Origin of the sequence: Algibacter luteus (genome assembly GCF_900141715.1) — a bacterium.
Taxonomy (GTDB): Bacteria; Bacteroidota; Bacteroidia; order Flavobacteriales; family Flavobacteriaceae; genus Arenitalea; species Arenitalea lutea.
In genome coordinates, this window is the sequence record NZ_FQYK01000002.1 from 468627 (window position 1) to 495103 (window position 26477).

Sequence of the window (26477 nt, forward strand, 5' to 3'; positions counted from 1 at the left end):
TTTGTTATAACAATATGATATTAAGAGCCGAAAATTTAATGAAGTCCTACAGCGGACGAAAAGTAGTAAAAGACGTTTCTCTTGAGGTAAATCAAGGTGAAATTGTTGGACTTTTAGGACCTAATGGTGCTGGAAAAACTACATCGTTTTACATGATTGTTGGCTTAATAAAACCCAATGGCGGTCATATTTTTCTAGATAATACCGAAATTACTAAATATCCAATGTACAAACGTGCACAGAATGGTATTGGTTATTTGGCTCAAGAGGCATCGGTATTTAGAAAATTAAGTATTGAGGACAATATTTTAAGCGTGCTTCAACTTACTAAACTGAGTAAAAAAGAACAGCATGATAAAATGGAATCGCTTATTGAAGAGTTTGGGTTAGGACACATTCGAAAAAGTCGTGGCGATTTATTATCGGGTGGCGAACGTAGAAGAACTGAAATTGCTCGTGCCTTAGCAACAGACCCAAGTTTTATTCTTTTGGATGAACCCTTTGCAGGTGTAGATCCTGTTGCGGTTGAAGACATTCAAAGAATTGTTGCGCAACTTACTAAAAAGAACATTGGTATTCTTATTACCGACCATAACGTACAAGAAACGTTAGCGATTACTGATAGAACCTATTTAATGTTTGAAGGGAGTATTCTAAAAGCCGGAAAACCAGAAGAATTGGCCAACGATGAAATGGTTCGTAAAGTATATTTAGGACAAAATTTCGAGCTTCGTAAAAAGAAAATTAGAGATTAGTGATGGGCATTTTTCTTCTTAAAAATCTTTTTAAAAATTTTCACAAAAAATAAAGCTAAAATTCCAACCAGAAGCCCAACAATAAATTCTTCAACAATTGTCGGTAATTCTATTTCTTCTAAAAGGTGATGAATGTATTCCACATTATGAGAAAAAATTCCTCCTGCAACAAGAATTAAAGCAATAGTACCTATTACTGCTAAGCTTTTAATTATTATTGGCAAAGCTCTAATTAAAAGGTTACCTATAGTTTTAGAAATGCTTTTTTCTCTTTTACTGAATTTAACTAGTCTATACCCCAGATCATCCATTCTAACTATGAGTGCTACAATTCCATATACACCAACAGTAGCAATTACACAAACAATTGAAACTACCAAAATCTGGAATAAAATAGGTTTTGCTAAAACGGTTCCTAGTGCAATAATGACGATTTCAACGGATAAAATGAAATCGGTAAATATGGCTGATTTTATCTTCGTTTTTTCAAGTTCTAACAATTCTTTTTTAGAAAGGCTAGCCTTTAAATCCAGATGTTGTTCAGTTACAGTTTCGTGAGGCACAATGTATTCATAAATTTTTTCCGCGCCTTCATAAGCCAAATAAATAGCACCAAGAATAAGCGCTAATGTAATCGCCCAAGGCGCAAAAGCACTTAGTAAAAATGCAACTGGTAGAATAATTACCTTATTTCGAGCTGAACCTTTAGTTATTGCCCAAAGCACTGGCAACTCTCTAGAAGACACAAATCCGGTTGCTTTTTCAGCATTTACGGCCAAGTCATCACCTAAAATACCAGCCGTTTTTTTAGTTGATATTTTACTCATGACCACCACATCATCCATTAAAGCAGCGATATCATCTAGTAATGCAAAAAAACCTGAAGCCATTTAAATTTTATTTTGTAGTTAAATTGTCTAGAACAGACATTATGATGTATAATAATATAATTAAAGGAATTGCCGCGAACTTTAAAACAATAAGTAATACAACACAAAGTAGTATAAAAATATAACGTATGGAGTTATCCTTGAAACTATAATTTTTAAATTTTAAAGCGAATAATTTTATGCTTGAATTTAACAGATAACAACTTACAAGCGTCAAAATAACTAAAAACCATAGGTTGAGTATTATTGAGTTAATAGCATTACTATTCTGAAATTCTATAATTAAAGGCAACGAAATAATTAGTAAAGTATTCGCTGGTGTTGGTAAGCCTTTAAAATAAGTTTGTTGGTCTTCATCTAAATTAAATTTTGCAAGTCTGTAGGCTGAAGCTAAAGTAATTAATAAGCCCAAAAGCGGTAATAATGGTAGATTCAAATGGAAATCTAAGTTGTTAGAGACCCAAGTACCTTCGGTTACAATTTCATTTTCAAGCGTTAATGCCAATAACTTAAACATGACTATTCCTGGAACCAATCCGCTAGTAACCATGTCTGCCAATGAATCCAATTGCAATCCTAACTCACTTTGAACATTTAATTTTCTGGCTGCAAAACCATCAAAAAAGTCGAAAAATATACCTAAAAAAACAAATAATGCTGCCGTAACAAAGTTGTTATTTACCGCTAAAATTACTGCTATACTACCACAAAATAAATTTAATAATGTTAATGCATTGGGTATTTGTTTTTTCATATAATGTTATTTTTATGCTGTAAAAATAACAAACAATTTGAGTCTTAAGCAATATCTATTATAATTTGCAGTTTTAAAGAATGTAAATTATGTGCATCTTTGTAAAAAAATTGCGATTGAGACTTTACATCACTACGATACTTTGCGCCTTATCGATATCATTATTTGGACAAACCGTTAGAAAATATTCAAATGAGTTTATGAATATTGGCGTTGATGCAGCCGCTTTGGGTATGAGTAGTGCAGTAACTTCACATTCTTCCGATGTAAATTCAGGATATTGGAATCCTGCAGGGTTATTGAAACTAGAAGACAATCAACTTGCCTTAATGCATTCTAGTTATTTTGCGAACATTGCTAATTATGACTATGCCGCTTTTGCTATGCCTTTAGATGATAGAAGCGCCGTAGGTATCTCTTTAATACGTTTTGCTGTTGATGATATATTAAACACCACCCAGCTTATCGATGCACAGGGTAATATAAATTACGATAGAATCAGCTTATTTTCTACTGCCGACTACGGGTTAACGTTTTCATATGCACGAGAATTACCCGTGCAAGGCTTAAATTATGGTGTGAATGCAAAAGTTATAAGAAGAGTTATTGGCGATTTTGCTTCGTCTTGGGGTTTTGGATTAGATGTTGGTCTTCAATTTGAAACTCAAAACAATTGGAAGTTCGGACTTATGGCGAGAGATTTAACGACAACATTTAACGCATGGGCAATAGATGAAGAAGAATTTGCTACGATTAGTGATGCTGTTGAAGGCCAAAATCAAGAATTACCTGAAAGCACTGAAATTACTATTCCAAAATTACAAATTGGAATATCTAAGTTGGTAGATTTTAATTATGATTATACGCTATTAACCTCGGTAAATTTGAATGTACGTTTTGAAGAAAACAACGATATCTTCTCAACATCTTTTGCTAGTATAAACCCAGCTTTGGGCTTTGAATTTGGATATATTGATATGGTTTATCTAAGAGCCGGAATGGGTAATTTTCAAAATGAAACTCAGTTTGATAATAGTCAGGAACTTACTTTTCAACCAAGTTTCGGTTTAGGTTTTAAATATAACGGAATTCAAATAGATTACGCGTTTACTGATATTGGCGACCAAAGTGTTGCCCTTTATTCAAACGTGTTTTCACTAAAACTTGATTTTAGTATCTTTAGATAATGCAAAAAACATTCCTACTTTTATTTCTTTTTTTGTTTTTTAAACTTAGTTTCGCTCAACAGCATCAATTATCTGAAGCAGCTGAAATTAGTGTACTTACCGTTGGTCCAGGTACTTCTTTAAATGATGCCTTTGGCCACAGTGCATTTAGAATTAAAGATTTAAATCAAGGTATTGACCTAGTATATGGTTATGGCGAATATGATTTTGATGCACCAAATTTCTACTTAAAATTTGCTCAAGGGAAACTTAATTATTTAATAAGTAGAACTAACTTTAATAGATTTTATCAAGTTTATACTTATTATAATAGAAGCATAAAAGAGCAAGTTCTTAATTTATCATCTACTGAAAAACAAAAGCTTTATGATTATTTGGTAAATAACTATAAACCAGAAAATAGAGCTTATTTATACGAGTTCTTTTATGATAATTGCGCCACAAAAATTAAAGATGTGAGTAATATTGTGTTGAATAACGCGATAACTTTTAACAAGCCAAAAGATTTTAAAGAAGCCTCATTTAGAACCTTAATTCAAAACAATCTAAATCGAAATTCGTGGGGTAGCTTGGGTATAGACTTAGCTTTAGGTGCCGTAATCGATAGAAAAGCTTCGCCTGAAGACCACATGTTTTTACCTGAAAACATTTACAAATTTTTTAAAAATGCCACCATTAAAAATAAAGAGCCCTTAGTTAAAGAAAGTAAAACTTTATATGCTAAACGTGAAACAAAATTTACTAACTCGTTTTTTAGCAGTCCATTATTTATCTTTGGAATTATTGGCTTAATTATACTTTTCATTACCTATCAAGATCATAAAAATGAGCAGCGTACTAAATGGTTAGATATTTCTATATTCGCAGTCACAGGGTTAATAGGCATTGTTATTTTATTACTGTGGTTTGCAACAAATCATACTGGCACGCACCAAAACTATAATTTACTTTGGGCTTTTGCATTAAACATACTTTGTATTGGTCAACTTTTAAAACCAATACCTAAACCATGGTTTATAAAATACATTAAGCTATTAGTAATATTGTTATGTCTGTTAGCACTACACTGGACAATTGGTGTTCAAGTATTTGCAATTGGATTAATTCCGTTTTTAATAGCACTTTTTATTAGGTATATTTTCTTGGTGAAGCATTTTAATAAACTGTAATTGAATCTATTATGCTTATTACTGACCTCTAAAAAAGATGATGGTACTCAAGGTTTTAATCATGATGTTCATATCTAAGAAAAAGCCTCTATGTTTAATATAATATAAATCATACTGAAGCTTCAATAAACTATCATCAATAGAAGAAGCATATCTCGTTTTTACTTGTGCCCAACCCGTAAGTCCTGGTTTTACAATATGTCTTGTTTCATAAAATGGAAGCATTTTCGATAATTCTTTTACAAAAAACGGACGTTCAGGTCTTGGACCAATCAAACTCATTTCACCTTTTAAAATATTTAAAAATTGAGGCATTTCATCTAATCTTGAATGTCTCAAAAATTTACCAAAAGGGGTTACTCTAATATCTCCTTTCTTAGCCCAAGCCGCACCAGATTCTTCAGCATTTTTTATCATGGTACGGAATTTAATAATTTTAAATATTTTTCCGTTTTTACCAATCCTATCCTGTGTATAAAACAAAGGTCCACGGTTTCCTAAAACATTCCCTAACAATACAATTGGTAAAAAAACTAGGCCAGATATAACTCCTAATAAAGAAATTAAAACATCAAAAAGTCTATGAAAAAACAGATACAGTTTATTTTGATTGTTTCTGCTAAATGGAAAGTATTTATAAAAATCTTTTCCAACAAACTGCACAGGAATTCGTTGCGCTAAATCTTCATAAACTTGAGTGTATTCATTAATAGGAAAACCCTCTTCTAACAATTTAATGAGCGTATAATATATTTCAGAAGTAATGTTTTCTGAACTATAACTTGCCACAACAATTTCAGATAAATTTTCATTTTTAATAATCTCGCGAATTTGGCTAGCTCCAAATTCAGGAATGGCTTTATATTTTACTGAAGCCAATTTATCTTTTTCGCAGTTAACAAAACCAACTATCTTATAGTTAGGATCTGAACTTTTAAAAGCTTCAACAATAGTTTCAATATTTGAAGTTTCGCCAATTATAAGAACTTTTTTATAAAATCTAGGAGATACGATAAAGGTGATATAAGCTAATCGCCATAAAATTAAGGCAATGAGAATGGCAAAATAAAAAAACAGTATTTGGAGTCTATTATCTGGTAATACTGGAGTAAAGAAGGGCGTTAACAAGTAAAACAAAACCGTAGTAGAAACCGTAAATACAATAGCCGTAGAAATTTTTTCAATCCTACTTGATTTTTGTAAATCATACATTTCAAAAACAGTCCCAAATACAGATACGTATAAAATAAGTACAAAAACCCAGGTCCAATTTTCTTTTGTTAAAGTAAAATAATCAAATTCAAAACTATTACTAACTAAATAAAGTACAAAAAGGATAGAGAGTATATCAAAAATACGCAAGAGTATTTTTCTTTCAGAAATATTGAAATGAATACCGCTATCAAACATTATTTTGAGAATTATTTTGAGAGACCATAAAGATAGTAAGTAAAATCTATAAACATGGTATTAATTTAAGACTTTAATCCAATAATTTTTAACAACGTTCCAGTCTAAATTTTCGGCACACCTTCTTGCTTCTTCTGCAATCTTATTACCATAATTTTTCGAACTTATTAATTTCTTTATCGCATCAACAAATGCGCTTTCCATATTTGGCTCAACGAGAATTCCGTTTTCATTATGTTTAACAAAAAAGGGTATACCTCCAACATTGGTCGAAACTACCGGTAATCCAAGTGCCCATGATTCTATAATACTTACCGGCATGTTATCAACATGTGTTGTATTGATAAAAATATTATAATTTTCAGAAAGATTAATCCATTCTTTTTTATCAAGTTTACCCGTGAAAATCACTTCTACTTGTAATTCATTTGCGTAATTTTTAGCTTTTTGTAAACTTCCGTCACTATCCGGACCAACCATACAGAGTTTAGCATTTATACTTTCATCTTTTAAGGCTTTTAAAACTTTTATTGCTAGAAACGGATTGTAAATTTCAGAAAATGAACGCACCCAAAGTAAGTTAGCCTCATCGAACTCGCGCTTCTTAAATTTATAATTTCCTAATTCTATTGAATTAGGAATACAAATAAGATTTTTATAACCGAACGCCTCAAATTTAGATTTAATATATTTTGAAGGCGATACGTTTTTATACGCATGATTAAAAATGGCTTTTGAGAGTTTTGGTGATTGCTGTAAACGATTTGGTAGTTTGCCTCCATGAAGGATTGGAATATATTTTAAATGAAGTAATCTGCACATTTGACTAACAAAATAGGCGTAGTAAAAATTTAACGTACTATAAGTGTCAATAAGTACATAATCGGCACGATTGCTATACTTAAAACAAACCCATAACATATGTAATAATCTTAGAACAATATTTTTTTTACTTGAAGCATAGTATATTTTATACCCACTTTCTTCTAACAACCGGCCTAAAATGTCAATCGATGACATATTAGCATGCTTACTAACCCCAGATTTGTTTCCTATATAAATTAAAGTTTTCAAGATGCGACAGGCATTAGATTCTTCTTTTTAAGTGCTACATTAGCCTTTTTAGTTCTTTTAGATGTAAACTGGATATCAAGCAAACAGAGTCCGTAAATAAACGCAGGTGCCGCAATACGCATAGAAGAATGATTTATCGTTAAAAACCAAAAAAAGTAACAAGAAAAGAAGAAAATATTAGATTTATTTCTAATTCGAAAAAGCAAAGGCGAGATTAATAATATTAGAAAAGCCACCATGCCAAATAAACCATGCTCAGATAAAATTCTACTCATTTCATTATGTGAAGCCGCATCAATACCTTCGTTTATTTGTCTGAGTTCTTTTATTTTACCTACTCCCACTCCCAAAACTGGATTTTTTAAAAATTCGTCTATTTCAAAGGAAACCAAATCTGCCCTTCCTGTTGAAATATCAGATTTCTCTCTACCTAATGCATCCTTATTAGCGTAGCGCATATCTATTAAACCACTTGTTTGAAAAGAAGTATATAACCAAATTAATAAACCCATGCTCACAAAAAGTAAAACGGTTCTACTAATTCTAAATTTTGTTTTTTGATTAACTTTCCTGAAATAATAGAAAACAAAAACAGTTATCATAATAATAGCAGTTATTACGCCTCCTCTACTAAATGTGACAATAGCTCTGTAACTTATTGCAGCAAGAAGCAAACCATTAAGTATTTTTAGGAATAATGAAGGTGATAACATGAAAAACCTAACACTTAATACAAACATTCCAATCCCTAAAACTGTAGAAACTTGATTAGGACCAAACCCGCCAGAAGCTGCAAAATTTGATCCAGTGCCACTTATAATATCTCTTATACTTGGCGTAAAAACGAACAAATAGATGGTTGTGGTAATTAAAGGCAATAACATAGCTAACAACACTCTATGAATATTTTGGTAAGAAATTTTACGTTTATAACAAAAAATTGCTACCACTCCCAAACAGACCGGACCGCTTAAATTAAAGGCTATTGCCGTTCGAATTGTAGTTTGCTCTGTCATATTAAAACCAGCCACTAGAATTCCTGGTATTAATAGAAAAATATATACAATAAACGGAATAGGTTGTTTGAGCCTAGTCGTTAAAATACCCATCAAACAGAAAAGAATTACGAGATATTTAGACAGTTCGTAGAGAAAGTTCCCTCCAGTCATTCGTAAAAATACTTCGGCACCAACCACGTAACTACAAGCTATTAATACATGTAATGTTTTTTGAGAAGGCTTGCTATATAATATTTTATTTGAAAAATATAGAACTATGCCTAGTATATAAACTTTAGAAAGTACCTCTAAACTATATACAGCTAACCCAATAAGGATATGCAAAACAATTAGTTTTATGTAGTTACTGTTTTTCAAATGATTTGATTATAAATTTCTATCATAGTTTTTAACTGAAATTTCTCTGAAAAATTTTCTTGAATATGCTTGTTATACTTTTTAGCATGTTTCTTTCTATTTTCCTCATTTTTGATATAAAACATGATGGCATGAGCTAACGCATTTGTATCAAGAGCATTTACTACCATTCCATTTTTATCATGTTTTATAACACTTTCACACTCTCCTACTCTAGTGGCAATTACTGTTAAATTAGCCAAACCGTATTCTAACAAAGCTATAGGTAATCCTTCCGATTTTGAAGACAATACACCAATATCGCATTGTTCTAAAATATGAAACACATCAGGTTTGCTACCTAATAAGTATACAGATTCTTTCAAATCTAGTTCATCTATTTTATGCTTTACATCTTCAGAATAAGCATCCTGAAAATCTTTACCTACTAAATGCAAAGTCCAATCGGGATAATGTTCAACTACTATTTTAAAAGCATCTAATAGCGTCATCTGATCTTTTTGCGGTCTTAAATTCGCTAAACATATTATTCGCTTTCCTGAAACACCACTTAAATTTGTAATTCCCGATTGCCTATCTATTGTTGCGAAATTAGGTAAATAAGTTACCTTTTTCGCTTTTAAATTTTCTCTTGCCCAAGTTTCTAGAGCCTTATTCACACTAAAAATATGTGAAAAATATTTAGCAAAAAACTTTAAAACTCCATACTTTCTATTTTCTAAAAACTCGCTGTTTCCATAATGATCGTGCCAAACAATATTTACATTCTTATTTAAAAACTTAATAAGTGTGGCTACAAAAAACGAACTCGAATGAGCATGAATTATATTAATATTGTTAGCTTTAACATAAGCGTTTAGTGCGCTTATTGCCTTATAATCAATAGTTTTTTGCTTGTTTAAAAATAAATACCCTACTTCATTTAATAAACTTTCTTTTAACAGCCCTTCTTTTCTAGTAGTACATAAAAAAGACTTTTCTATTTCATGGGATAGTGCATTGGCTAAATTTACTGCCACACGCTCTGCTCCACCTGTTTCTAAAGAGTCTATTAACTGTAATACTCTCATTATGCTTTTAACAATTTTATTAATTCATTTTCGAAAACATCCAAAGTATAACTTTGAGACCACTTAGTCGCTTCTTCTGAAATCAATTTTAAACGTTTAGTATTATTTAGAAATCCTTGAATCGTTTCAACAGCGTTATCAATATCTGGATCAACAATTATACCTCTGCTACCATAACCTAACATATTTGGAATACATGAAACCGAAGTAGCAATTGGAACAACCCCAAAAAACATGCCTTCGGTTATGGCTTTAGGCCAACCCTCAGATTTTGAAAGTAATATTAAAAAATCTGCCTCTTTTAATGCGGCTTTAACATCTTCTTTTTCGTGATTCCCTTGTAATTTAATAAACGAATTTAAATTGTTTTTGGAAATATAATTCTGCAAATTAGATTTAAGCACACCATCTCCAAATAAATCTAACATAACATCAAAACCTTTATTCTTCAATTTAGATACAATTTGAATGGCTAATAGAGGACGTTTTCCTTCAACTAAACTTCCAACATAAACAAATTTCAAAGCACCTGTGTAACTTCTTAATGTTGGTACTTGTCGATCAGCATCTCTATAAGTTGCTGTGAAAAAGGATTTTACATTTTTTGTCTGGTTTTTCCAATCGCCATAAACAAGAGCAGTCATATTTCTTGTTAGAAATGTATTTGAAAGCATCCACTTTTGAAACTTGTAGCTTAAAGGTTGAGTAGCATTTGGATCCCAATTACCTGCGTATTTAGCAGTTTTCATTTTTTTTGGAAAAAAAACCTGAACCAAGCACCCAATTAATCCAATATTTCCCGGACACCTTAAATGAATATGATCGGTTTTTCTACAAGCATTAAAAATTACAATAAAAATTCTAGGTATTTTAATAATTGATTTTAGTGCGTGTTTAAATCCTGTAAATTGAATTGAAGGAATGGCATTAAAGCTTAAATTTTGATGCTTATATTCTAAATCAATGGCACTTATCTGTTCCATACCTAAAGGAGCCACAACAGTTACTTCATCGACATGATTAAACCAAATATTCATCTCACGAACATAAGGGGCATATGCCGAAATGCGATTTCCAATTAGCTTATGCTCTACATGTGATATGATTAAGAATTTCATTGGGTGATTTAAGTTATTTAAAATAACATAGGCTTTATTCAAACATTGTTTTTAAAATGTATTTAGCTTGAGCTTGAGGGGTGCAATGCCTGCTAAAATATTGCTTCCCATTTTCCGCAACTCTTTTATGAATATCAGGATTATTTATAACTTTATCAAACACGATTTTAAATTCACCTGTTTGTTCTATGAAATAAATGTTGTTTTCATGAGTAAAATCAACAGGAAGTTCTATTTTAAATGGAAACGATAATACAAACAAACTTTGATTTAAGTATTCTGCCAATCGCCAACTTACAGCTCCATAAACAGCGGCATTATTTAACGCAACTTTTGATTTTGTACTTAATTTAGAAAAGACTTTTGGTGGATATTTTTTATCATTTAATACATCATCAAAATCAAAATTATTCCCATCTGATCTTGGAATAAAGCCACCTTCAAACTTTAATCGTGGGTCTTGTTTACAATATCTAATAAATTCAGCACGTATTTGATTCGTTTCTGGCTCTTTTTTCCAAATACTTGCAGTGAAAAATATAAAATCTTCTTTCTCAGTTTTTAAATTATAATTTTTATATCTGGGTCTCCTTTTTAATATATATAATTCTCTTGCAAGAGTTCTTGGTTTTAAATATTTAAGTAACCCTATATTAAAAAGTCTTAAATAAAGCGGCAAAATATTTATGGGATAATGTGGAAATAATGGTTTTACCTTTTCTTGCTTAAAAGCTTCGTTATCTATAAGCTTGTTTGTTACAAAATACGAATCCACTTGGTTGTATAAATCCTGATCGAAATACACAGGGTCATCATTATTAATAACGCCAACTTTATCGTTTATTTTAAATATAATAACTGGCTTATTATTATACTTTACAAACGAATTATCCATTTGAAATTTCACCCTAAACTCTTTATTGAAACCGTATAAATAGTAAGATGAGTAAAAGTTAGGTATGTTCAGTATATAAACAGTTTGCATCAATTAGTCTTTGGTTTGTTAAATATAAGTGAAATCCAACCAACAACACGACCAATACCTTCGGTTAATGCTTGTTTCTTTTGTTTGCTAGTTATGGCGTTACTTAAACGAATTACCGTTAATAAAAATACCGTGGCATGCCATTTTAATTTCGCTTTTAATGAAGGTTTTGGATATTTAACCCGCCAAACGTACCACCCATTTCTTACAACCATTTTGCCATAATTGTATTGATTTGGACGACCCGAAGCATGATGATGATGTGCAAGTTGCGCATTCGTATTCACATATAAATTGCCAAGTTTTGCGATTCTAAGCGAAAAATCGGCATCTTCGTAAAGTCCGTAACCTTCAAAATAAGTTGAAAATTTCAATTTAGAAAATACCTCTTTTTTATACGATGATACGCCTCCCATTATTAATTCTACTGGATATATTTTACCAGAGGGCGGCAAAAAACCAACAGATCTACCATGAGCAAAACTTGGCAAATAACCTGGGGAAACATCGGGTGCTAATTTGAATTTTCGTCTTAATTTAAATCTTGAAGGTTCTGTACGTTCCCATCCATCAAAATAAAATTTATCTGAACTTGTTCTATTTTCTGCGGTTTTTTTCCAGTCAACCTCGTTAGTAATATAACCCCCAATAGCCAAAGCATCTGGTTTTTTCTTATAAGTATCAATTAAGTGCTCAAAATAAGTTGGAGTCAAAACAATATCGTCATCTAAAAAACAAATGATTTCTGAATCTTTTGAAACCAAGTTAACACCAAAATTTCGCTGTTTAGTTAAACCTCTATAACTATCCTCGACTTTAAAATATTTTAAATTCTCAAAATGATTAATTTGAAGTGCATTTTGCGTTTCATTATTAGTCGAGCCATCAATAATAAGAATTTCATTAGGATATAAGGATTGTGATTTTACCGAATTAAGTAATTCGAGCAACGGCTTTTTGCGCATGTAAGTACAAACTATTAAAGAGAAATTCATAGTTACAAGTTATTATTTAATCGATTAGCCCAAGTTTTACTAATCAACCATTGCTTTTTAAATTTGGAAAAATATTTAAAAGGATTTTTAATGTCTTGTTGTCGGTAATACTTGAGAAATAGAGTTGTTCTGTAACCTAATAACTGTTGTGCCGTTGAATTTTGCATCCTATTTAGCATTACGGTTGGTGAAGGTTTTGGCAACAATTCATCAGTTTCCCAAGGATGTACAAACTTAGTTCTAAACCCTCCTATTGGCGCTTTTAAATGAACAATTTCTGGTGAAGGTAAATAGATAATATCAACACCTTTATTTCGTAATTGCATTCCAAAATCTACATCTTCACCATAACCAAACTCATATTTCAAATCAAATTTAATGCCTTCATGTTCAGTTGATTTAACGACGCTACAACCAGAGCCAAAAGCTGTCCATTGCACTGTCTTATTTAAGCTTTTTATATCGTTTACACCTAAACAACTCAAGGTGGTAGCAGACAAACCTAATCTTTGCATCTTTTTTAAAACTGAATCTAAAAAATTCTCTTGAATTCGAATGTCATCATCGGCGAGAAAAGTATAATCAGATTTAACTTCTTCCAAAGCCAAATTTCTTGCATTACAAGCTCCTGTTTGATGAATAAATTTATGGATAATTTTAAAAGACCATGTCTCTGTTTTAATAAAATCTAAACTAGTAACACTGTTTTTATCTTGATTTTGCTCTACGATGATAACTTGCTTTGGTTTATGCGATTGCGCTTCTAAATCTTTTAGAAAATTATAAACGTGTTCCGATCTCCCGATGGTTGGTATAATAACATCAATAGTGCTTTTTGCTTTTGCTTCAATTTTCTCTAATGGTTCTAAATCGAAATTAAGATTTGGTGTTTTCTTTTTAACAAATAAGGTTCTTAAAAATGATACCAGAGGGAATTTTTTCTCATTCACTATAAAATTCAATAGCAATAGAAAGCCCCAAACGCCTTTGTAATGCAGTTTTACAAATTTAAATAAATTATAGCTTGAAGCTGTTTTAGGTTTTATGTCACTATATCCTTCAATCAAACCCGGATCAGAATAACAAAACAAACCTTGAGACATCCCTAATTTTGCAATAGAATTTAAGCCAAAATCGAAAGTATCACTTTTATTCACAATTTTTTCAAACTGGGTGATTTGAGAAGTATGAATAACACCCACCAAACTACTAATTAACCAAGTAGGGTATTTAACGCTTGTATTAACTTTAATGAAAGGTGAGTCTTCAACATAGCCTATTTGCTCTGGAATATAGTTAGTCTTGCTATATGATAATAATGTGTTTTTTAATTTAAATGAAGATTTTATAGCTTCAAAATTGACGTTTGCTTCAACCGATTCATGACACCAAATTAGAAGTGAATTTTGAAAACGATTTGCTAAATCGAATAAGACATGTAGAGGCTTTTCAAATGGACTACTTAATAATTTGCTCGAATTACCATCGACAATCTTAATAACCTTTTCTTTTCTATGAACTAGCAGTATCATGTCTTCAGAATAGATTTATAATATTCTAGATTTATTTCAGTATTTTTTTCAATATCAAAAAGATTCTCCACTTTCAATCTGGCAGCTTTACCCATTTGCTCACACAAACTTTCATCGTTTAATAATTCTATAATTTTATTTGCATATTCATCAATTTCAGAAGGATGTACTAAAAATCCGTTTACACCATCATCAATAAGTTCTTGTGCCCAACCTATATTTGTATTTACAACAGGTTTATGCATTGCCATAGATTCTATAGTTACCATTCCGAATGTTTCCGCAAATGAAGGATAAGCACAAACATGTGCCTTTTTTATATGTTCTTTCACATCTTCATATGGAATTTTCCCTAAATAATTGACTTGCTTTTTTGCCTCATTTGTAAAAAGAGATTCCATGAGTTTATAAGTGGACTTACTTCCAGTTTTTATATCGTTTGAATCTCCTCCTATCAAAATTAATTTTGCATTTGGTTGTTTTTTTATGACTTGATTAAAAATTTCTGCCAATTCTAAAACGCCTTTTTTTCTTATAATCGTGCCAATGTACAAGATTGTATTTCTATTATATAAACTAGGGCTTTCATTATTAAATAATTCCAATTGAAGTCCATTATATATGGTTTTAATCTTGTGTTTATTTAAACCAAATATTTTTCTGGTTTCATTTCCAGCGAAAGATGTTGGAGCAATATAGGCGTTAGCTTTTTTCAATGCTTTTTTTTCGAGTACAAAATTTTTGAACTTTTGTTTTCTGCCTTCTAATTTACAGAAGTATGCGTCACTACCATGCAAGCGAATAACGAGTGGTACTTTAAGTTTTATGAATGCCGTGATTCCGGTCCAATCGGGTGCTTCTAGAATATCAATCCGTTTATGTTGCACAACATTATTGATGTATAACTGTAAATGCATTCGATAGAAATACCATGTAAAAAACTTGAATGTTTCTTTTTTTATCAAATGAATTTCAACACCCTGATCCATTATAACCTCTGATACTTCCTGATGATAAACAAAAACAGTTACATCATTCCCTTGTTTTGCTAAAACAACGGCTAAGTTTTTTATGCTTGAAGCTATTCCAGCAGCATGTTTTACCGTTGGATGAGGATATTCAGATGTTATAAAGCCTATTCTCATTTTATAATGGAATCAATAGTATTCCAGATGTTTTTTGAAGCTTCAGTTGGTGTTTTCCCAACAACAATTTCGTACCATTTTTTACAAGTTGTCACATTAGATAATTTACCATCTAATATTTGCTTAACCAAACTTTCTAAATCATTTTTATCGGTGCAAAATACAGCCGCGTCAAGACTTGGCATACTTCTAAAATGCACGTATTTATAATTCTGACCAATATCTCGAATGCCTTTTTTTAATTGCGGTTGCTCATAATTATAATAAATGCAAGGTTTGCTATGAGCTACAAAATCGAATACCGTTGACGAGCATACATTGGTTACAAATTCACTATGTTCGCAGACGTTGTAAAGCATTTTAAAATCTTCAATCGTAGGTAATATTTGATTCCATTGGCTTCCAACCTGCTGCCAAATAGGATCCAATACCTTAATAATATCTTTATTAGTCTCAATTACCTTATCATATCTTGGCGTAAAATCTACAGGGCATTTCCGGTAAATAATGCCTAAGTTTTCACCTTTATTGTTTAAACTTCTCACCGCATTTGCTAAATCTTCTAAATAAAATTGATCTAAAGGTGAAGTTGTTTCATCATCTCCAGAATAACAGATATATCTTTTGTTAATATCTAAATCATACTGTGCAAAAAACGCTTCTCTAGTTTGCTTTAGCGATGTATCGTAATGTGGTTCAAACTGAGGCGTTCCTGTAACAAATACTTGATTTTCTTTTACAAAAGGATAGTATTGCAATACTTGTTGTTTCATTAAATCACTCCAAACAAAATAATAATCGGTTTCCACAACTTGCATTGCTTTTGGAACATTGTCCCAGGAATACACAAATGCTACAGTTGGAATGCCTAAATCTTGAGCAGCCAATAAGGCGCTTATAGATTGTGTTGCACGTTGTGTTGTACAAAACACCAAATCGGGTTTATGCTCTTGTAGTTGCGCTTTACAATATTTGTATTTTGAAGTTGATCGTTCTAATTTATTAATCTTTGCTCTTAATTTAATAACGCCTTTTTCAGATGAATACAAACCAATTAGCCACTGGGTATAAATGCTTTTAATACTATTTTTTAAGCCTTTGTAATTAAATGGAAACTTGTAAGTTGGATAAACCTTATCCTTAAATTTATCTCTTGAAACATTTAATTCAGCGCGTTTTCTTGCCCTTGAATAAATTGATAAAAGTGGATGAGCGCTATGGTCTTCAATCTTAACCTCCTTGAACCCTAAATTATCTTTAAGTGAAAAAATAGTATTGTTCCAATACGTGATATCAAACCCCATATCTTCACCTATTTTTTTAAAATCTGTGAAGGCAAAATTTCTTAAACCTACACCATCTGGAAAAAAAACAAAAACTTTTTTCTTCATTAATTTGCGTCTTTTTTAAACGGACAAACATCCATCAATTTAGAACATAATTCTTCTATATTTTCTTGCCTAGGACGTGCATCCATTTGAGAAAACAAAAAATCTAAGGCTTCTAACTTCATTTTATCGCTTACAATTTCTGGTTTATACGGGGCAATTCCAACCGATTCAAAGTAATCTTGATATTTTATGTCATCGCCAAAAATATCTCCAGAAAATTTTTGCCAAACAGCAGGGATTCCATAGGCATGAGCCACTATTAAACCGTGCAATGACGATGAAACTATTTTTTTACATTTTAAAAAATCATCAGTGGTTTTCTCAATATTGTTCGTCATTAAATCAATCAACAACATTGAATCTTCGTTTTTATAAAATTCTTTTACTTTATTAAAGTCGCTATAATGTGGAATAATTCCTATGGCGTATTCTTTTTTAATTTTTGGATTGTAAAACTTAGGCAGCAATAATGCTGGATCACCATATACTTCTGGAACTTCGTAACCTTGTTTCAAGAGATGTTTTCTTGTTTGCGGACCTCTTACAGCTAAAAATTTAGCTTTTTTTATAGGATAATCTTTTGAAACGATACCGCTACCCCAAACAATGCATTTAGAATTTACGTTGGTTAAAACACTACCAATAGTCACATATATAGGGCTAAAAAAATCGTACAATGAAAACTTTGAAGGTTTCGACCAAATTACTTTTTTTTGAGAAATTTTTTCAACGAGATATTTTCCTAAAAGGTCGCCATAATTTTCTTTAGACTTCCCTTGCATCTTAATTTCATTCCACCAAAATAATCTAATCTTATCCGATGAAAACATGCTATACTTTTTGGTTTTTTAATTTATCGCGTTGTACCTGCTCAATGGGTAAAATATCTTGACTTTTAAATTTCAATGCTTTATAAACCGCATTAACATCTCGAGATAATTTGCGCAGTCCCATTGGCTCTAAAGAAGCGGCATGGTCCGTACCTTTCCAGGTTCTATCAATAGTGTAGTGTCTTTCAATAATATTAGCACCTAAAGTGAAGGCAGCAACATCAACAGCAATTCCTAAATGATGACCTGAAAAACCTATATGTTTCACATCATCTTTATATTTGTCAATAAGTACATTAATATCTAACAAGCACACATCTTCAAAAGGTACGGGATAACCCGAAGTGCAATTGTAAAGCACCAAATCTTTATTTCTATTTTTTCTTTTGAAAAGGTTGACCAAATCTTCAATTTCATTCTTGGTAGTCATACCAGTAGAAATGTGAAGTTCGCCTTTATAATTATCACATAACCATTCTAGCATGGGTATATTGTTGTTACAAGCTGATGGTATTTTAATAAATTCAGGATTAAGGGACGAAATTTCTTTTGCAGAAGTTAAATCCCATACCGACGTTGAGTACGTAATTCCAATTTCATCACAATAGGCTTTCAATTCTTGGTGTTGATTCACATCAAACTCTAAATATTCTCTGTGCTCACCATAAGTGTCTCCATAAGAATTTGCAGGGTTAGGGTGTGGTTGATTATACTGATCTTCAGTTAATAATTCTTTATTATTTCGCTTCTGAAATTTAACAGCATCAACATTACAGAATATTTTTGCAACTTTTATAAGTTCTTTGGCAATTTCCATATCGCCTTTATGGTTGCATCCAATTTCTGCGATGATATATGGTTTTTTATATGTATTCATAAGATTTAGGAGCTAATTAAAATCTTTTATTATAATTCATAACAAACTGACAGGCTTCGCGAATGGCACCATTCCCAGAGTTTTTAGAAAGTACCACATCGGCATGTGATTTTACAATATCGGTGGCGTTGTTTGGCGCTAAAGACCAACCTACACTGCAAATATTCGAGAGGTCGTTAACATCATCACCTACATAAGCCACATTGCTTAAAGATACATTCCCTTCTAAGATGATGTGCTTTAAAAGTGAAAATTTATCTTTCACACCAAGAAACACATGTTCTATTTTTAATTTTTCCATGCGTTTGGCAACTAACTCTGAATTTTCAGAAGTCATTATCATGACCTCAACATCAAACTGTCTTAAAATTTCAAGTCCCATGCCATCACGCATGTCAAAGTTTTTAGTGTGTTCACCGTCCTTTGTATATGAAATAGTACCGTTTGTAAAAACGCCATCAACATCTAAAACAAAATGTGTTATTTGTTTCGATTCTTTTTCTCGTTTTTGTCTTTCAATTAAGAGGCTTTCAACAGCAATCCAATCCGATTCAGAATCAATTTCTAATAACGAATCTTCGGGCATTTGAACAACAGCAGTTTTAGCTCCTATTCTATTTTTATGTTTCTTTAAAGCTCCTTTTTTCACAGCATAAACCGCTCCGTTTTCAATTAACAAACCTTCAAAATCTTGACGTCTAGGTCTATTAAAAGGATTATAATTTAAGGGCTTTCCGTTTTTATCCCATAAAAAGCGATGCGTATTTACAACGGTTAAAGCAGAATCAAAACTTTCTGTAAGTTTATCCAAACATGCATTAATATTTTCTTTTTTTGTAAAAGGAGATGTAGCTTGTAATAAACAAAAAACATCAAAATCATATTTAATAGATTCGCAATATTCTAGCATCGCCATTTCTGTGGATGCCGTATCACTGGAACTTGCTTCACTTCGCATTAATGCCTTAACTTTATTTGTCCAGTGATATTCTTTACTGATAAAATCAATGATTGATGCATCATTAGTATATACAATAATTTCATCTAAATTAGAAAAAATAGCTTCACCTAAAACCCATGTAAACAAAGGCCTTCCAACCATTTTTCGTTTGTTTTTATTAGAAATACCTTTTGAGCCTTTTCTAAGCGGGATAAAACCTATTTTTTTCATTTATAATGTATATTAATATATATCATGCTAAAATACAGTTTGTTTTTTAAACCATAAATTTAAAATCTTCAATTAATTATTGAATTATATTTTGCAATCACCTCTTTAGAAATCGTTGCCCTATCTAAACTAGGCATTATTGTTTTTTGATTATACTTACATGCAGATTGAATTAATTCCATATTGTTTAACGCGTTATCAATCAAAGTTTCTATTTCAGAACTATTGTTACAATCTTCAATTAAAAATCCATTTTTACCATGTTCAATTATTTCAGCCGTTGCTCCACCCGGATTTGATTGAATTGGAAATGCGCCCATAATAATTGACTCCAACAACGTATTTGGCATGCCATCAGAGTTACTATTTCCAATGTAAATCAAGGCTTGACCCATTAATTTAATTAATTCCATTTGAGGTAAAAAATCTGATTTTGGGTACACAGTTAAATCCAGCTTGCTATTCAAATTTCTTTTCATAATAAAGTCTTCGACTTCATTATCGGCTCCAAAAACTATTACTGGATGGGTATTTAATTTGACTGAAAGTGACTCTAATGCTTTAAGCACTGTAATTGCTCTACCCGAACGCCCTTGGTAACCTTTAACAAGAATGAGTTTTCTTTGATTCAAAGGTGAAATATGCGCTTTATAATCGTCAATGGGATAGCCTCCTCCACCAGGGTAAACACCTAAAACTTGACCATCAAATCCATATGCTTTAGCTAAATCGATATCACGTTTACAATCGGCGAACATATAATTAACTCGGGGTAAAACCTGTTTAATATCATTTAGATACTTAGCTTGATTTTGGAAATAAAACAAATCGCTTCCCCAGGATGAATACATCCATTTTATGTTTGGATACTTTTGCATTACTGGTAAAATAGGAACGCAAGAAATATAGAGCACAAAGCTATGAACAACATCTGGTTGTATTTCTAAAAGTGCATTTTCAAAAGCTTTTTCTGTACTCTTTTCTATTAAAACACTTAGTTTGTTATAAAGCCAAGGCAATCGTTTTTTTATAAATACTCGTGCCTTGTTGTTTATAAATTTAAATTTCCAACCAACTATTTGATTTACCCATGATAATTTCTCAGAATAGCCGCCATCTCTTACATTAAACCAATGCACCTCGTGCCCTGATTCTTGTAATTGATTGGTCCACCTTTCAAAATGGATAGAATTTATAGAAACCATTAAAATTTTCATGGAACAACTACAATTTTATAATCAATGAAATATGCTGTGCTTTTCTATCATAACTATATTGATATGGCGAATTTCTACAATTCACAATCAACGTTTCTAAAAGCATGTTGTTAACAGATTGCAAATCTATAAAGGTTAAGGTCTTTTTATCTAAAACTTTTTTTGCAGTTTGTTTTAATGATTTATATTCCCGATGATTTTTAACAGTAACCGAAACAACCTGACCTTTTGTATTCATTAAAACATTATTTACAAATCCTTTAAAGTCTGCTAATTCATTAGTTATCCTATATTCATCATCAATATTTTTAAGGTTCTTAGAGTTGTTTATATTATGTATACCCCAATCAAAATTAGTATTTGCTTTTACTTTTTTACTGACTTCAGTATAATACAAATACTTTTGATTTATCTTTTCAAGATATGAGTGAAATGGCTCTTTACTAGTCTTACTTCTATAATTTTTAGGATGCCATTGGTGCAACATTAAAATTGTATCGCTATAATAAAGCACTCGTTTATTGGCGTTTTTTAGTCTTAAATGCACATCGGTATCTTCACTTCCCCAACCATGATAAAACTCGTCGTACCCATTAATTGACGTTAATACTTCTGTGTTATATAAAGTCATTCCCGTGGCTTCTTCAGTAGACTTGAAATTTATCTTGTAATCATCAAAATTCTTATTATTCTGAGATTCCGTTTCACTTAAAAATCCAACTTGAAAATAAACTGCATCTGCCTTTTCGTTAATCTGATAAAGGTTTTCAATAAAGTCTGAATGATAAATCATATCGATATCACCAACAAAGAAATGAGATGTTTCACATGATTTTAACACTATATTTATTGCTCTAGACTTACACCATAATTGCATTGAAGTATCACAACATATTAATTCTATCTTAGGAAATTCTTCAATTAGATTCTTTAATGCATCTAAATTTTCAGTTTTAGATCCATAGTCAACAACTACCAATTTAAATTGTTTATTCGATTGAGTATTTAGTGAAGTAAAACAGCGCTTTACTAATTTTAAATCTCGATTTCTATTTGTTAAAACAACCGTTATCATACTATCTTTTTATTGAAAGATTGTTTTAATGAATACAAATAATATTTGGTTAAGGATTGCACCTTGAAACTCGTTAACATAGTATTTAAAAAAACAATTATGCCTTTAAAATATTGCTTTTCTCGGTTATAACAAGCAATTAGTGCTTTTTTATGCTCAAGTATACTTTTTTGAACCACTTCCTTTTTATTTGAGAAACTAGAATCGCCTGCAATAGACTTTACAATATTTAAATTGACCTTAGCCGTTACACTATGTTGTTTTCGAATACCTGCTGAAATGCCAATATCTGTTCTATAAACAGCAGTAACATCGCTTAAAAATCTTATGTTTCCTTTATTTTTAATTGTCCATAAATAAGTTGGCCAATCGCCATATGGAAACTTAGTTATCCATTCAGGAATGCTTTCGTTCTTTTGAAGATTCTTAAACATCACCGTTACGGAGGTAATCATATTTTCGAAAATTAAATCATCAAAATTATAGCTAGCTTTAGTTCTTTCCTTTTCTATGATTTCCAGTTCTCCGTTGCTATAAAGCCGTTTGAAATTGGTTCCAACAATTGCACAATCTGAATTCGACTCTAAAAAATCGACTTGCTTTTGCAGCTTTAAGTCATCAATCCAATAATCATCACCATCACAAATGGCAATATATTTACCATCGCAAGCTTTTAGAGTTCTTATATAATTATTAATTAATCCTATGTTCTTATCTAAAGCAGGTAATAATTTTACCTTTTCTGGATGACTATCGGCATAAGTTTCGCAAATATTTCTTGTGGTGTCTGTACTGCAATCCTCACCAATTACCAATTGAAAATTAAAGTTAGTTTTTTGCATTAAAACACTATCTATAGCCTGAGCAATATATTGCTCTTGGTTATAAGTAAGCATAAAAATACTAACCGTGACTTTAGACATTATTTAAAAACTTCTTTCGTGACTTCCAAATAGCTTGTTCCCCATTTTTGACAAGGTTCGAGGTGATTTCCTTCTGCCCATTCATTCCAAGCGTTAATAAATACAAAATTTTCAGGCACCTTGTCCCATGGGTATTTTTCTTTAATAAAACGCAACCAGTTTTCATATTTTTTAGGAGTTGAATCGTGTAACACAAAGGCCTTATCTTTTCTAGCTGAATTGTCCCACATAGGCGTAATCCCTGGATAAATAGGTGCCGTAAATCCTTCAGAGTTTTGAAGTTTAGCATAAGATTCGTAATCATACACCGAAGATTGTTGATTCTCTTGTATTCCCATTTTCTCCAACACTTTTCGTTTTATTCTTTTTATTGTATGATTGCCAATAGGCTTCGGAACTTTGCCAAAGTTAGGTTGAAATTGGAATGCAAAATCAAATCCAGCAGTTAAAAACTCAAGCTTCGATTTTTGAGCATAACCTAAATACAACCCTGTTAAACCTGCTTTTTGAGCCTCATCTCGCCAGATTTCTATGGTTTTTTTAATATCTGGAAACAATTCAGGGCGATATACTATAAACACCGGTTTATCATCTACTCTTATGTATCGTGAATCTTTAAAATAATTGATAAGATGTTTGATGTGGTTTATGTCATCTTCAAATCTATAATCCTGTTTTAATAACACTTTATTCTCTGAAGCTTCCCAAGCTCTAGTCCAATCTTCGTTTGCCCAACACATCATGAATGGTAAATCTTCTTTTGGGTTTTTTAGTTTCCTATCTAATGGCTCAAATAGCATTTTCTTGCCGTTAAACCAGTAATGATAATAACAAAAACCATGAATACCATATGCCTTAGCCAATGCTTCTTGAGCTAATCTTGCTTCTTCTAAACGTAAATCATAAAACCCTAAATCTGCCGGTAAATGCGGCTGGTAATGCCCCTCAAACCTTGGTGTTGTTTTAGTTACATTGGTCCATTCGGTAAACCCTTTACCCCACCATGAATCGTTTTCTGGTATGGGATGAAACTGCGGAAGATGTATGGCTATTGGCTTAATTTTTTCTGACATATCTGTAACAATGAACGAGTTTAGAATAGATTCTAGACTTCATTTTTTTAAAAAAATGCACTCTATTCTTCTCGTAAATTTCTTTATATTTTTCTTTTGTGCAATCGTATAAAACCTTGTTGTTTTCGGTTTTAAAAAAAAATTGCAATAGTTTCGCTGCTTGTAAAAAACCCTTTTTCATTAACTTAAAATCGCTACTCATAGAACGATTGTGAATGCGATATAAAGCGAATTTATTTTTGCTATTCTTAATAGATTTTGAATAATAAAATAATTGCACCCAAAACACCCAATCTTCATGGTTAGGTAGGCTTTCGTTAAAACTTAGGTTATTTTCTGTAATTAGTTTTCTATTAAATAATACTGAATGGCAAGGTATAGATTTTCTATATTCCCAATCTAAAATAATTTCTTTTTTATAATTACCTTCAGATAAAAACGGTGATAAATATCGATGTTTTGCTGGTTCATTAGTACCATCAATAAACGAGAAATAATCAGAAATACTAATATCACTCTCTTCTAAATCTTTTAATTGCGCTGTGAATTTATCAGGTTTTATCAAATCATCTGAGTCGAGAAGCTGAACAAACTCCCCATTTGCATGCTTTAACCCAAAATTTCTAGCACTACTTAATCCGCCATTTTCCTTAACTAAATAGATAAATCTTGAATCTAATTGGCTCCATCTTTTAGCGATATCTTCAGAATGATCTGTACTCCCATCATTTACAATAATACATTCCCAATTGGAATGTGTTTGATTCTTTACAGAAACTAATGTTTCTTCCAAATATTGGGCCTGATTATAACATGGTATGATTACAGAAACCTTATCACTCAAAATTTTTCGGGCTTATTAAATATAAATTTTATTTGATGTACAAATCGCTTAATAATGTACCAAATATCTATAAAAAAGTTTTTTATCAATCCGATAATTGACATAACAAAACCTTTGAAAGCACTTGAAAATTTAACATCCTCGTGCCAAAGCTGATAATTACCAACCAGGTCGTTTTTAAACCTAAAATAGACTTGTTCTTTCGTTCTACTTATTTGATAACAAAATATAGCCGGAACAAAATCAATATCATATCCAGCGTTTAAAACACGTTTGGTCCATTCTTTATCTTCAAAAGTGGCAACGTCTTCTCTAAATGGATGTTTTTCCCATACAGTTCTGCTAAATGCTGAACCTGAAAAAATTAATCCTGATTTATTTGGGTCCTCCGATGCCTGAATTTTGTTAATGTAATTTCTATAATCATTAGGATTATGCAAACACCTTAATCCAGCCAAATTCGAATTTTCATCAAATTTTTGTTTGATTAATTTAAAAAAATCATGACTCACAGGATATGAATGCGCACTAAAAATAACGACTATTGGAAACTGGGTTTGTTGCGCCGCAAAGTTTGCACTCCCACCATAACTAAACTCCTTAATAGTAACAAATTTGGCTTTGTATTGTTTTGTTACGGCTTCACTGTTATCTGAAGACAGATTATCAATAACTATAATTTCACCAATATCATCTAGATAGCGTTCAGTCAAATTTTTAAGCAAAAAAGAAAGTGCTTTCTCTTGATTTTTATTTCTGATGACTACTGAAATCATAGACTATTTATTAAATAGATTAAAAGGTTTTGCGATAAGTTTTGCGATTTTATATGTATTCGAATTTTTTAATTTTGAAGTGAACTCTTCATTATTTTTCAATAAATACAACAAGTAATCGATGGTATTATCATGATGCTTTAAATAAACTTCTTTATGCTTATTAAAAACATATGCCATATTTGAAACTCTATGATTTTCAAGCGTATCTATTAACATGGATTGTTTTTGTTTTCTATAGTTAAATAAAAACTCTTCAATTACCTTATATGTCCATCCAGATTTTGTAATGGCAATCCAAAATTCCCAATCTTCAAATCCATTTTTCATATTCTCGTCGTATCCTCCAACTTCTTCCCAACAAATTTTTCTGTACAAGGAAGTTGCTATTAAGCTATTCTCAAAAAGTAAGGCATGATAGGTTGTCCCAACTGGTTTTAACTCATGAATTATATTTTCTTTATGCTTGTAAAAAAACTTACTATAACAGGATACTATGGCTAATGTCTGGTCTTGATTTAATTCTGGCACCATTATACTAAGAAAAGATTCATCTAAAATATCATCGGCATCTAGAGGCAAAATATATTCACCTTTACTGATGGTTATTCCAGCATTTCTAGCACTACTTAAACCTCCATTTTTCTTTTCTAAATATTGAAATCTTTTATCTCTTTCACACCACTTAGCAGCCACTTCTTTGGTGTTATCGGGGCTACCATCATTAACCACTATACATTCCCAATTTTCGTATGTCTGATTCAAAACTGATTGCAGTGCTTCATCCAGAAATTCAGCATGATTATAACAAGGAACGATTATGGAAACCAACTTATTCAT

At 31.4% G+C, this 26477-nt stretch carries 25 protein-coding genes; 3 read left to right on the forward strand and 22 right to left on the reverse strand.

Annotated features, from left to right (window positions below):
* Positions 1–14: 14 nt before the first annotated feature.
* Entirely contained in the window at positions 15–755 is a 741-nt protein-coding gene (lptB, locus tag BUA46_RS05670; RefSeq protein WP_019387335.1) for an LPS export ABC transporter ATP-binding protein, read from the forward strand.
* Here lptB and BUA46_RS05675 read toward each other — a convergent pair.
* Together BUA46_RS05675 and BUA46_RS05680 are read right to left on the reverse strand one after the other, a co-directional pair.
* Positions 752–1645, reverse strand: coding sequence for a DUF808 domain-containing protein (locus BUA46_RS05675; RefSeq protein WP_019387336.1), 894 nt, complete (start codon positions 1643–1645; stop codon positions 752–754). The two genes, lptB and BUA46_RS05675, sit on opposite strands and share 4 nt — an antisense overlap.
* A 7-nt stretch (positions 1646–1652) precedes the next feature.
* A complete protein-coding gene (locus BUA46_RS05680) occupies positions 1653–2399 on the reverse strand; it encodes a CDP-alcohol phosphatidyltransferase family protein (RefSeq protein ID WP_019387337.1) in 747 nt (248 codons plus the stop codon).
* A 116-nt stretch (positions 2400–2515) separates the two neighbouring features.
* Between BUA46_RS05680 and BUA46_RS05685 the strand changes: the two genes are divergently transcribed.
* A complete protein-coding gene (locus BUA46_RS05685) occupies positions 2516–3586 on the forward strand; it encodes a putative type IX sorting system protein PorV2 (RefSeq protein ID WP_026010019.1) in 1071 nt (356 codons plus the stop codon).
* The gene (locus BUA46_RS05690; RefSeq protein WP_019387339.1) at positions 3586–4755 is read left to right on the forward strand and encodes a lipoprotein N-acyltransferase Lnb domain-containing protein; all 1170 of its coding nucleotides are present in this window, start codon (positions 3586–3588) and stop codon (positions 4753–4755) included. The genes BUA46_RS05685 and BUA46_RS05690 overlap by 1 nt, the downstream gene beginning before the upstream one ends.
* 18 nt (positions 4756–4773) lie before the next feature.
* On the opposite strand, the gene BUA46_RS05695 is transcribed toward BUA46_RS05690, so the two are convergent.
* The 20 genes from BUA46_RS05695 to BUA46_RS05790 all read right to left on the reverse strand — a co-directional run bounded on the left by BUA46_RS05695 (position 4774) and on the right by BUA46_RS05790 (position 26477).
* Entirely contained in the window at positions 4774–6165 is a 1392-nt protein-coding gene (locus BUA46_RS05695) for a sugar transferase (protein ID WP_019387340.1), read from the reverse strand.
* Between the two features lie 60 nt (positions 6166–6225).
* A complete protein-coding gene (locus BUA46_RS05700; RefSeq protein ID WP_019387341.1) occupies positions 6226–7239 on the reverse strand; it encodes a glycosyltransferase family 4 protein in 1014 nt (337 codons plus the stop codon).
* Entirely contained in the window at positions 7236–8582 is a 1347-nt protein-coding gene (locus BUA46_RS05705; RefSeq protein ID WP_237714660.1) for an O-antigen ligase family protein, read from the reverse strand. Before BUA46_RS05705 ends, BUA46_RS05700 begins: the two co-directional genes overlap by 4 nt.
* 29 nt (positions 8583–8611) lie before the next feature.
* On the reverse strand, positions 8612–9685 hold the full coding sequence (locus tag BUA46_RS05710; RefSeq protein WP_019387343.1) for a glycosyltransferase: 1074 nt from the start codon (positions 9683–9685) through the stop codon (positions 8612–8614).
* Complete coding sequence (locus BUA46_RS05715; protein ID WP_026010021.1) at positions 9685–10803, reverse strand: glycosyltransferase family 4 protein; 1119 nt, start codon at positions 10801–10803, stop codon at positions 9685–9687. The genes BUA46_RS05710 and BUA46_RS05715 overlap by 1 nt, the downstream gene beginning before the upstream one ends.
* A gap of 34 nt (positions 10804–10837) precedes the next feature.
* Entirely contained in the window at positions 10838–11788 is a 951-nt protein-coding gene (locus tag BUA46_RS05720) for a hypothetical protein (protein ID WP_026010022.1), read from the reverse strand.
* Positions 11788–12783 carry a glycosyltransferase family 2 protein gene (locus BUA46_RS05725; protein ID WP_026010023.1) on the reverse strand — a complete coding sequence of 332 codons (996 nt, stop codon included), beginning with the start codon at positions 12781–12783 and terminating at the stop codon, positions 11788–11790. The genes BUA46_RS05720 and BUA46_RS05725 overlap by 1 nt, the downstream gene beginning before the upstream one ends.
* A 2-nt stretch (positions 12784–12785) precedes the next feature.
* Positions 12786–14315, reverse strand: coding sequence for a glycosyltransferase family 2 protein (locus BUA46_RS05730; RefSeq protein ID WP_019387347.1), 1530 nt, complete (start codon positions 14313–14315; stop codon positions 12786–12788).
* The gene (locus BUA46_RS05735; RefSeq protein ID WP_019387348.1) at positions 14312–15460 is read right to left on the reverse strand and encodes a glycosyltransferase family 4 protein; all 1149 of its coding nucleotides are present in this window, start codon (positions 15458–15460) and stop codon (positions 14312–14314) included. The genes BUA46_RS05730 and BUA46_RS05735 overlap by 4 nt, the downstream gene beginning before the upstream one ends.
* The gene (locus BUA46_RS05740) at positions 15457–16851 is read right to left on the reverse strand and encodes a glycosyltransferase family protein (RefSeq protein ID WP_019387349.1); all 1395 of its coding nucleotides are present in this window, start codon (positions 16849–16851) and stop codon (positions 15457–15459) included. Before BUA46_RS05740 ends, BUA46_RS05735 begins: the two co-directional genes overlap by 4 nt.
* Positions 16851–17681, reverse strand: coding sequence for a polysaccharide pyruvyl transferase family protein (locus BUA46_RS05745; protein ID WP_019387350.1), 831 nt, complete (start codon positions 17679–17681; stop codon positions 16851–16853). The genes BUA46_RS05740 and BUA46_RS05745 overlap by 1 nt, the downstream gene beginning before the upstream one ends.
* Before the next feature lies 1 nt (position 17682).
* Positions 17683–18558, reverse strand: a complete 876-nt coding sequence (locus tag BUA46_RS05750; RefSeq protein ID WP_019387351.1) for an N-acetylneuraminate synthase family protein — start codon at positions 18556–18558, stop codon at positions 17683–17685.
* Between the two features lie 16 nt (positions 18559–18574).
* Entirely contained in the window at positions 18575–19729 is a 1155-nt protein-coding gene (locus BUA46_RS05755) for an acylneuraminate cytidylyltransferase (RefSeq protein WP_019387352.1), read from the reverse strand.
* 68 nt (positions 19730–19797) lie between these two features.
* The gene (locus BUA46_RS05760) at positions 19798–20946 is read right to left on the reverse strand and encodes a glycosyltransferase (RefSeq protein WP_019387353.1); all 1149 of its coding nucleotides are present in this window, start codon (positions 20944–20946) and stop codon (positions 19798–19800) included.
* A gap of 7 nt (positions 20947–20953) precedes the next feature.
* A complete protein-coding gene (locus tag BUA46_RS05765; RefSeq protein WP_019387354.1) occupies positions 20954–22021 on the reverse strand; it encodes a glycosyltransferase family 2 protein in 1068 nt (355 codons plus the stop codon).
* Positions 22018–22944, reverse strand: a complete 927-nt coding sequence (locus BUA46_RS05770) for a glycosyltransferase (RefSeq protein WP_019387355.1) — start codon at positions 22942–22944, stop codon at positions 22018–22020. The genes BUA46_RS05765 and BUA46_RS05770 overlap by 4 nt, the downstream gene beginning before the upstream one ends.
* Positions 22944–24017, reverse strand: a complete 1074-nt coding sequence (locus BUA46_RS05775; RefSeq protein WP_019387356.1) for a glycosyltransferase WbsX family protein — start codon at positions 24015–24017, stop codon at positions 22944–22946. The genes BUA46_RS05770 and BUA46_RS05775 overlap by 1 nt, the downstream gene beginning before the upstream one ends.
* A complete protein-coding gene (locus BUA46_RS05780; RefSeq protein WP_019387357.1) occupies positions 24001–24861 on the reverse strand; it encodes a glycosyltransferase family 2 protein in 861 nt (286 codons plus the stop codon). Before BUA46_RS05780 ends, BUA46_RS05775 begins: the two co-directional genes overlap by 17 nt.
* Positions 24858–25637, reverse strand: a complete 780-nt coding sequence (locus BUA46_RS05785) for a glycosyltransferase family 2 protein (protein WP_019387358.1) — start codon at positions 25635–25637, stop codon at positions 24858–24860. The genes BUA46_RS05780 and BUA46_RS05785 overlap by 4 nt, the downstream gene beginning before the upstream one ends.
* A 3-nt stretch (positions 25638–25640) precedes the next feature.
* Positions 25641–26477, reverse strand: a complete 837-nt coding sequence (locus BUA46_RS05790; RefSeq protein ID WP_019387359.1) for a glycosyltransferase family 2 protein — start codon at positions 26475–26477, stop codon at positions 25641–25643.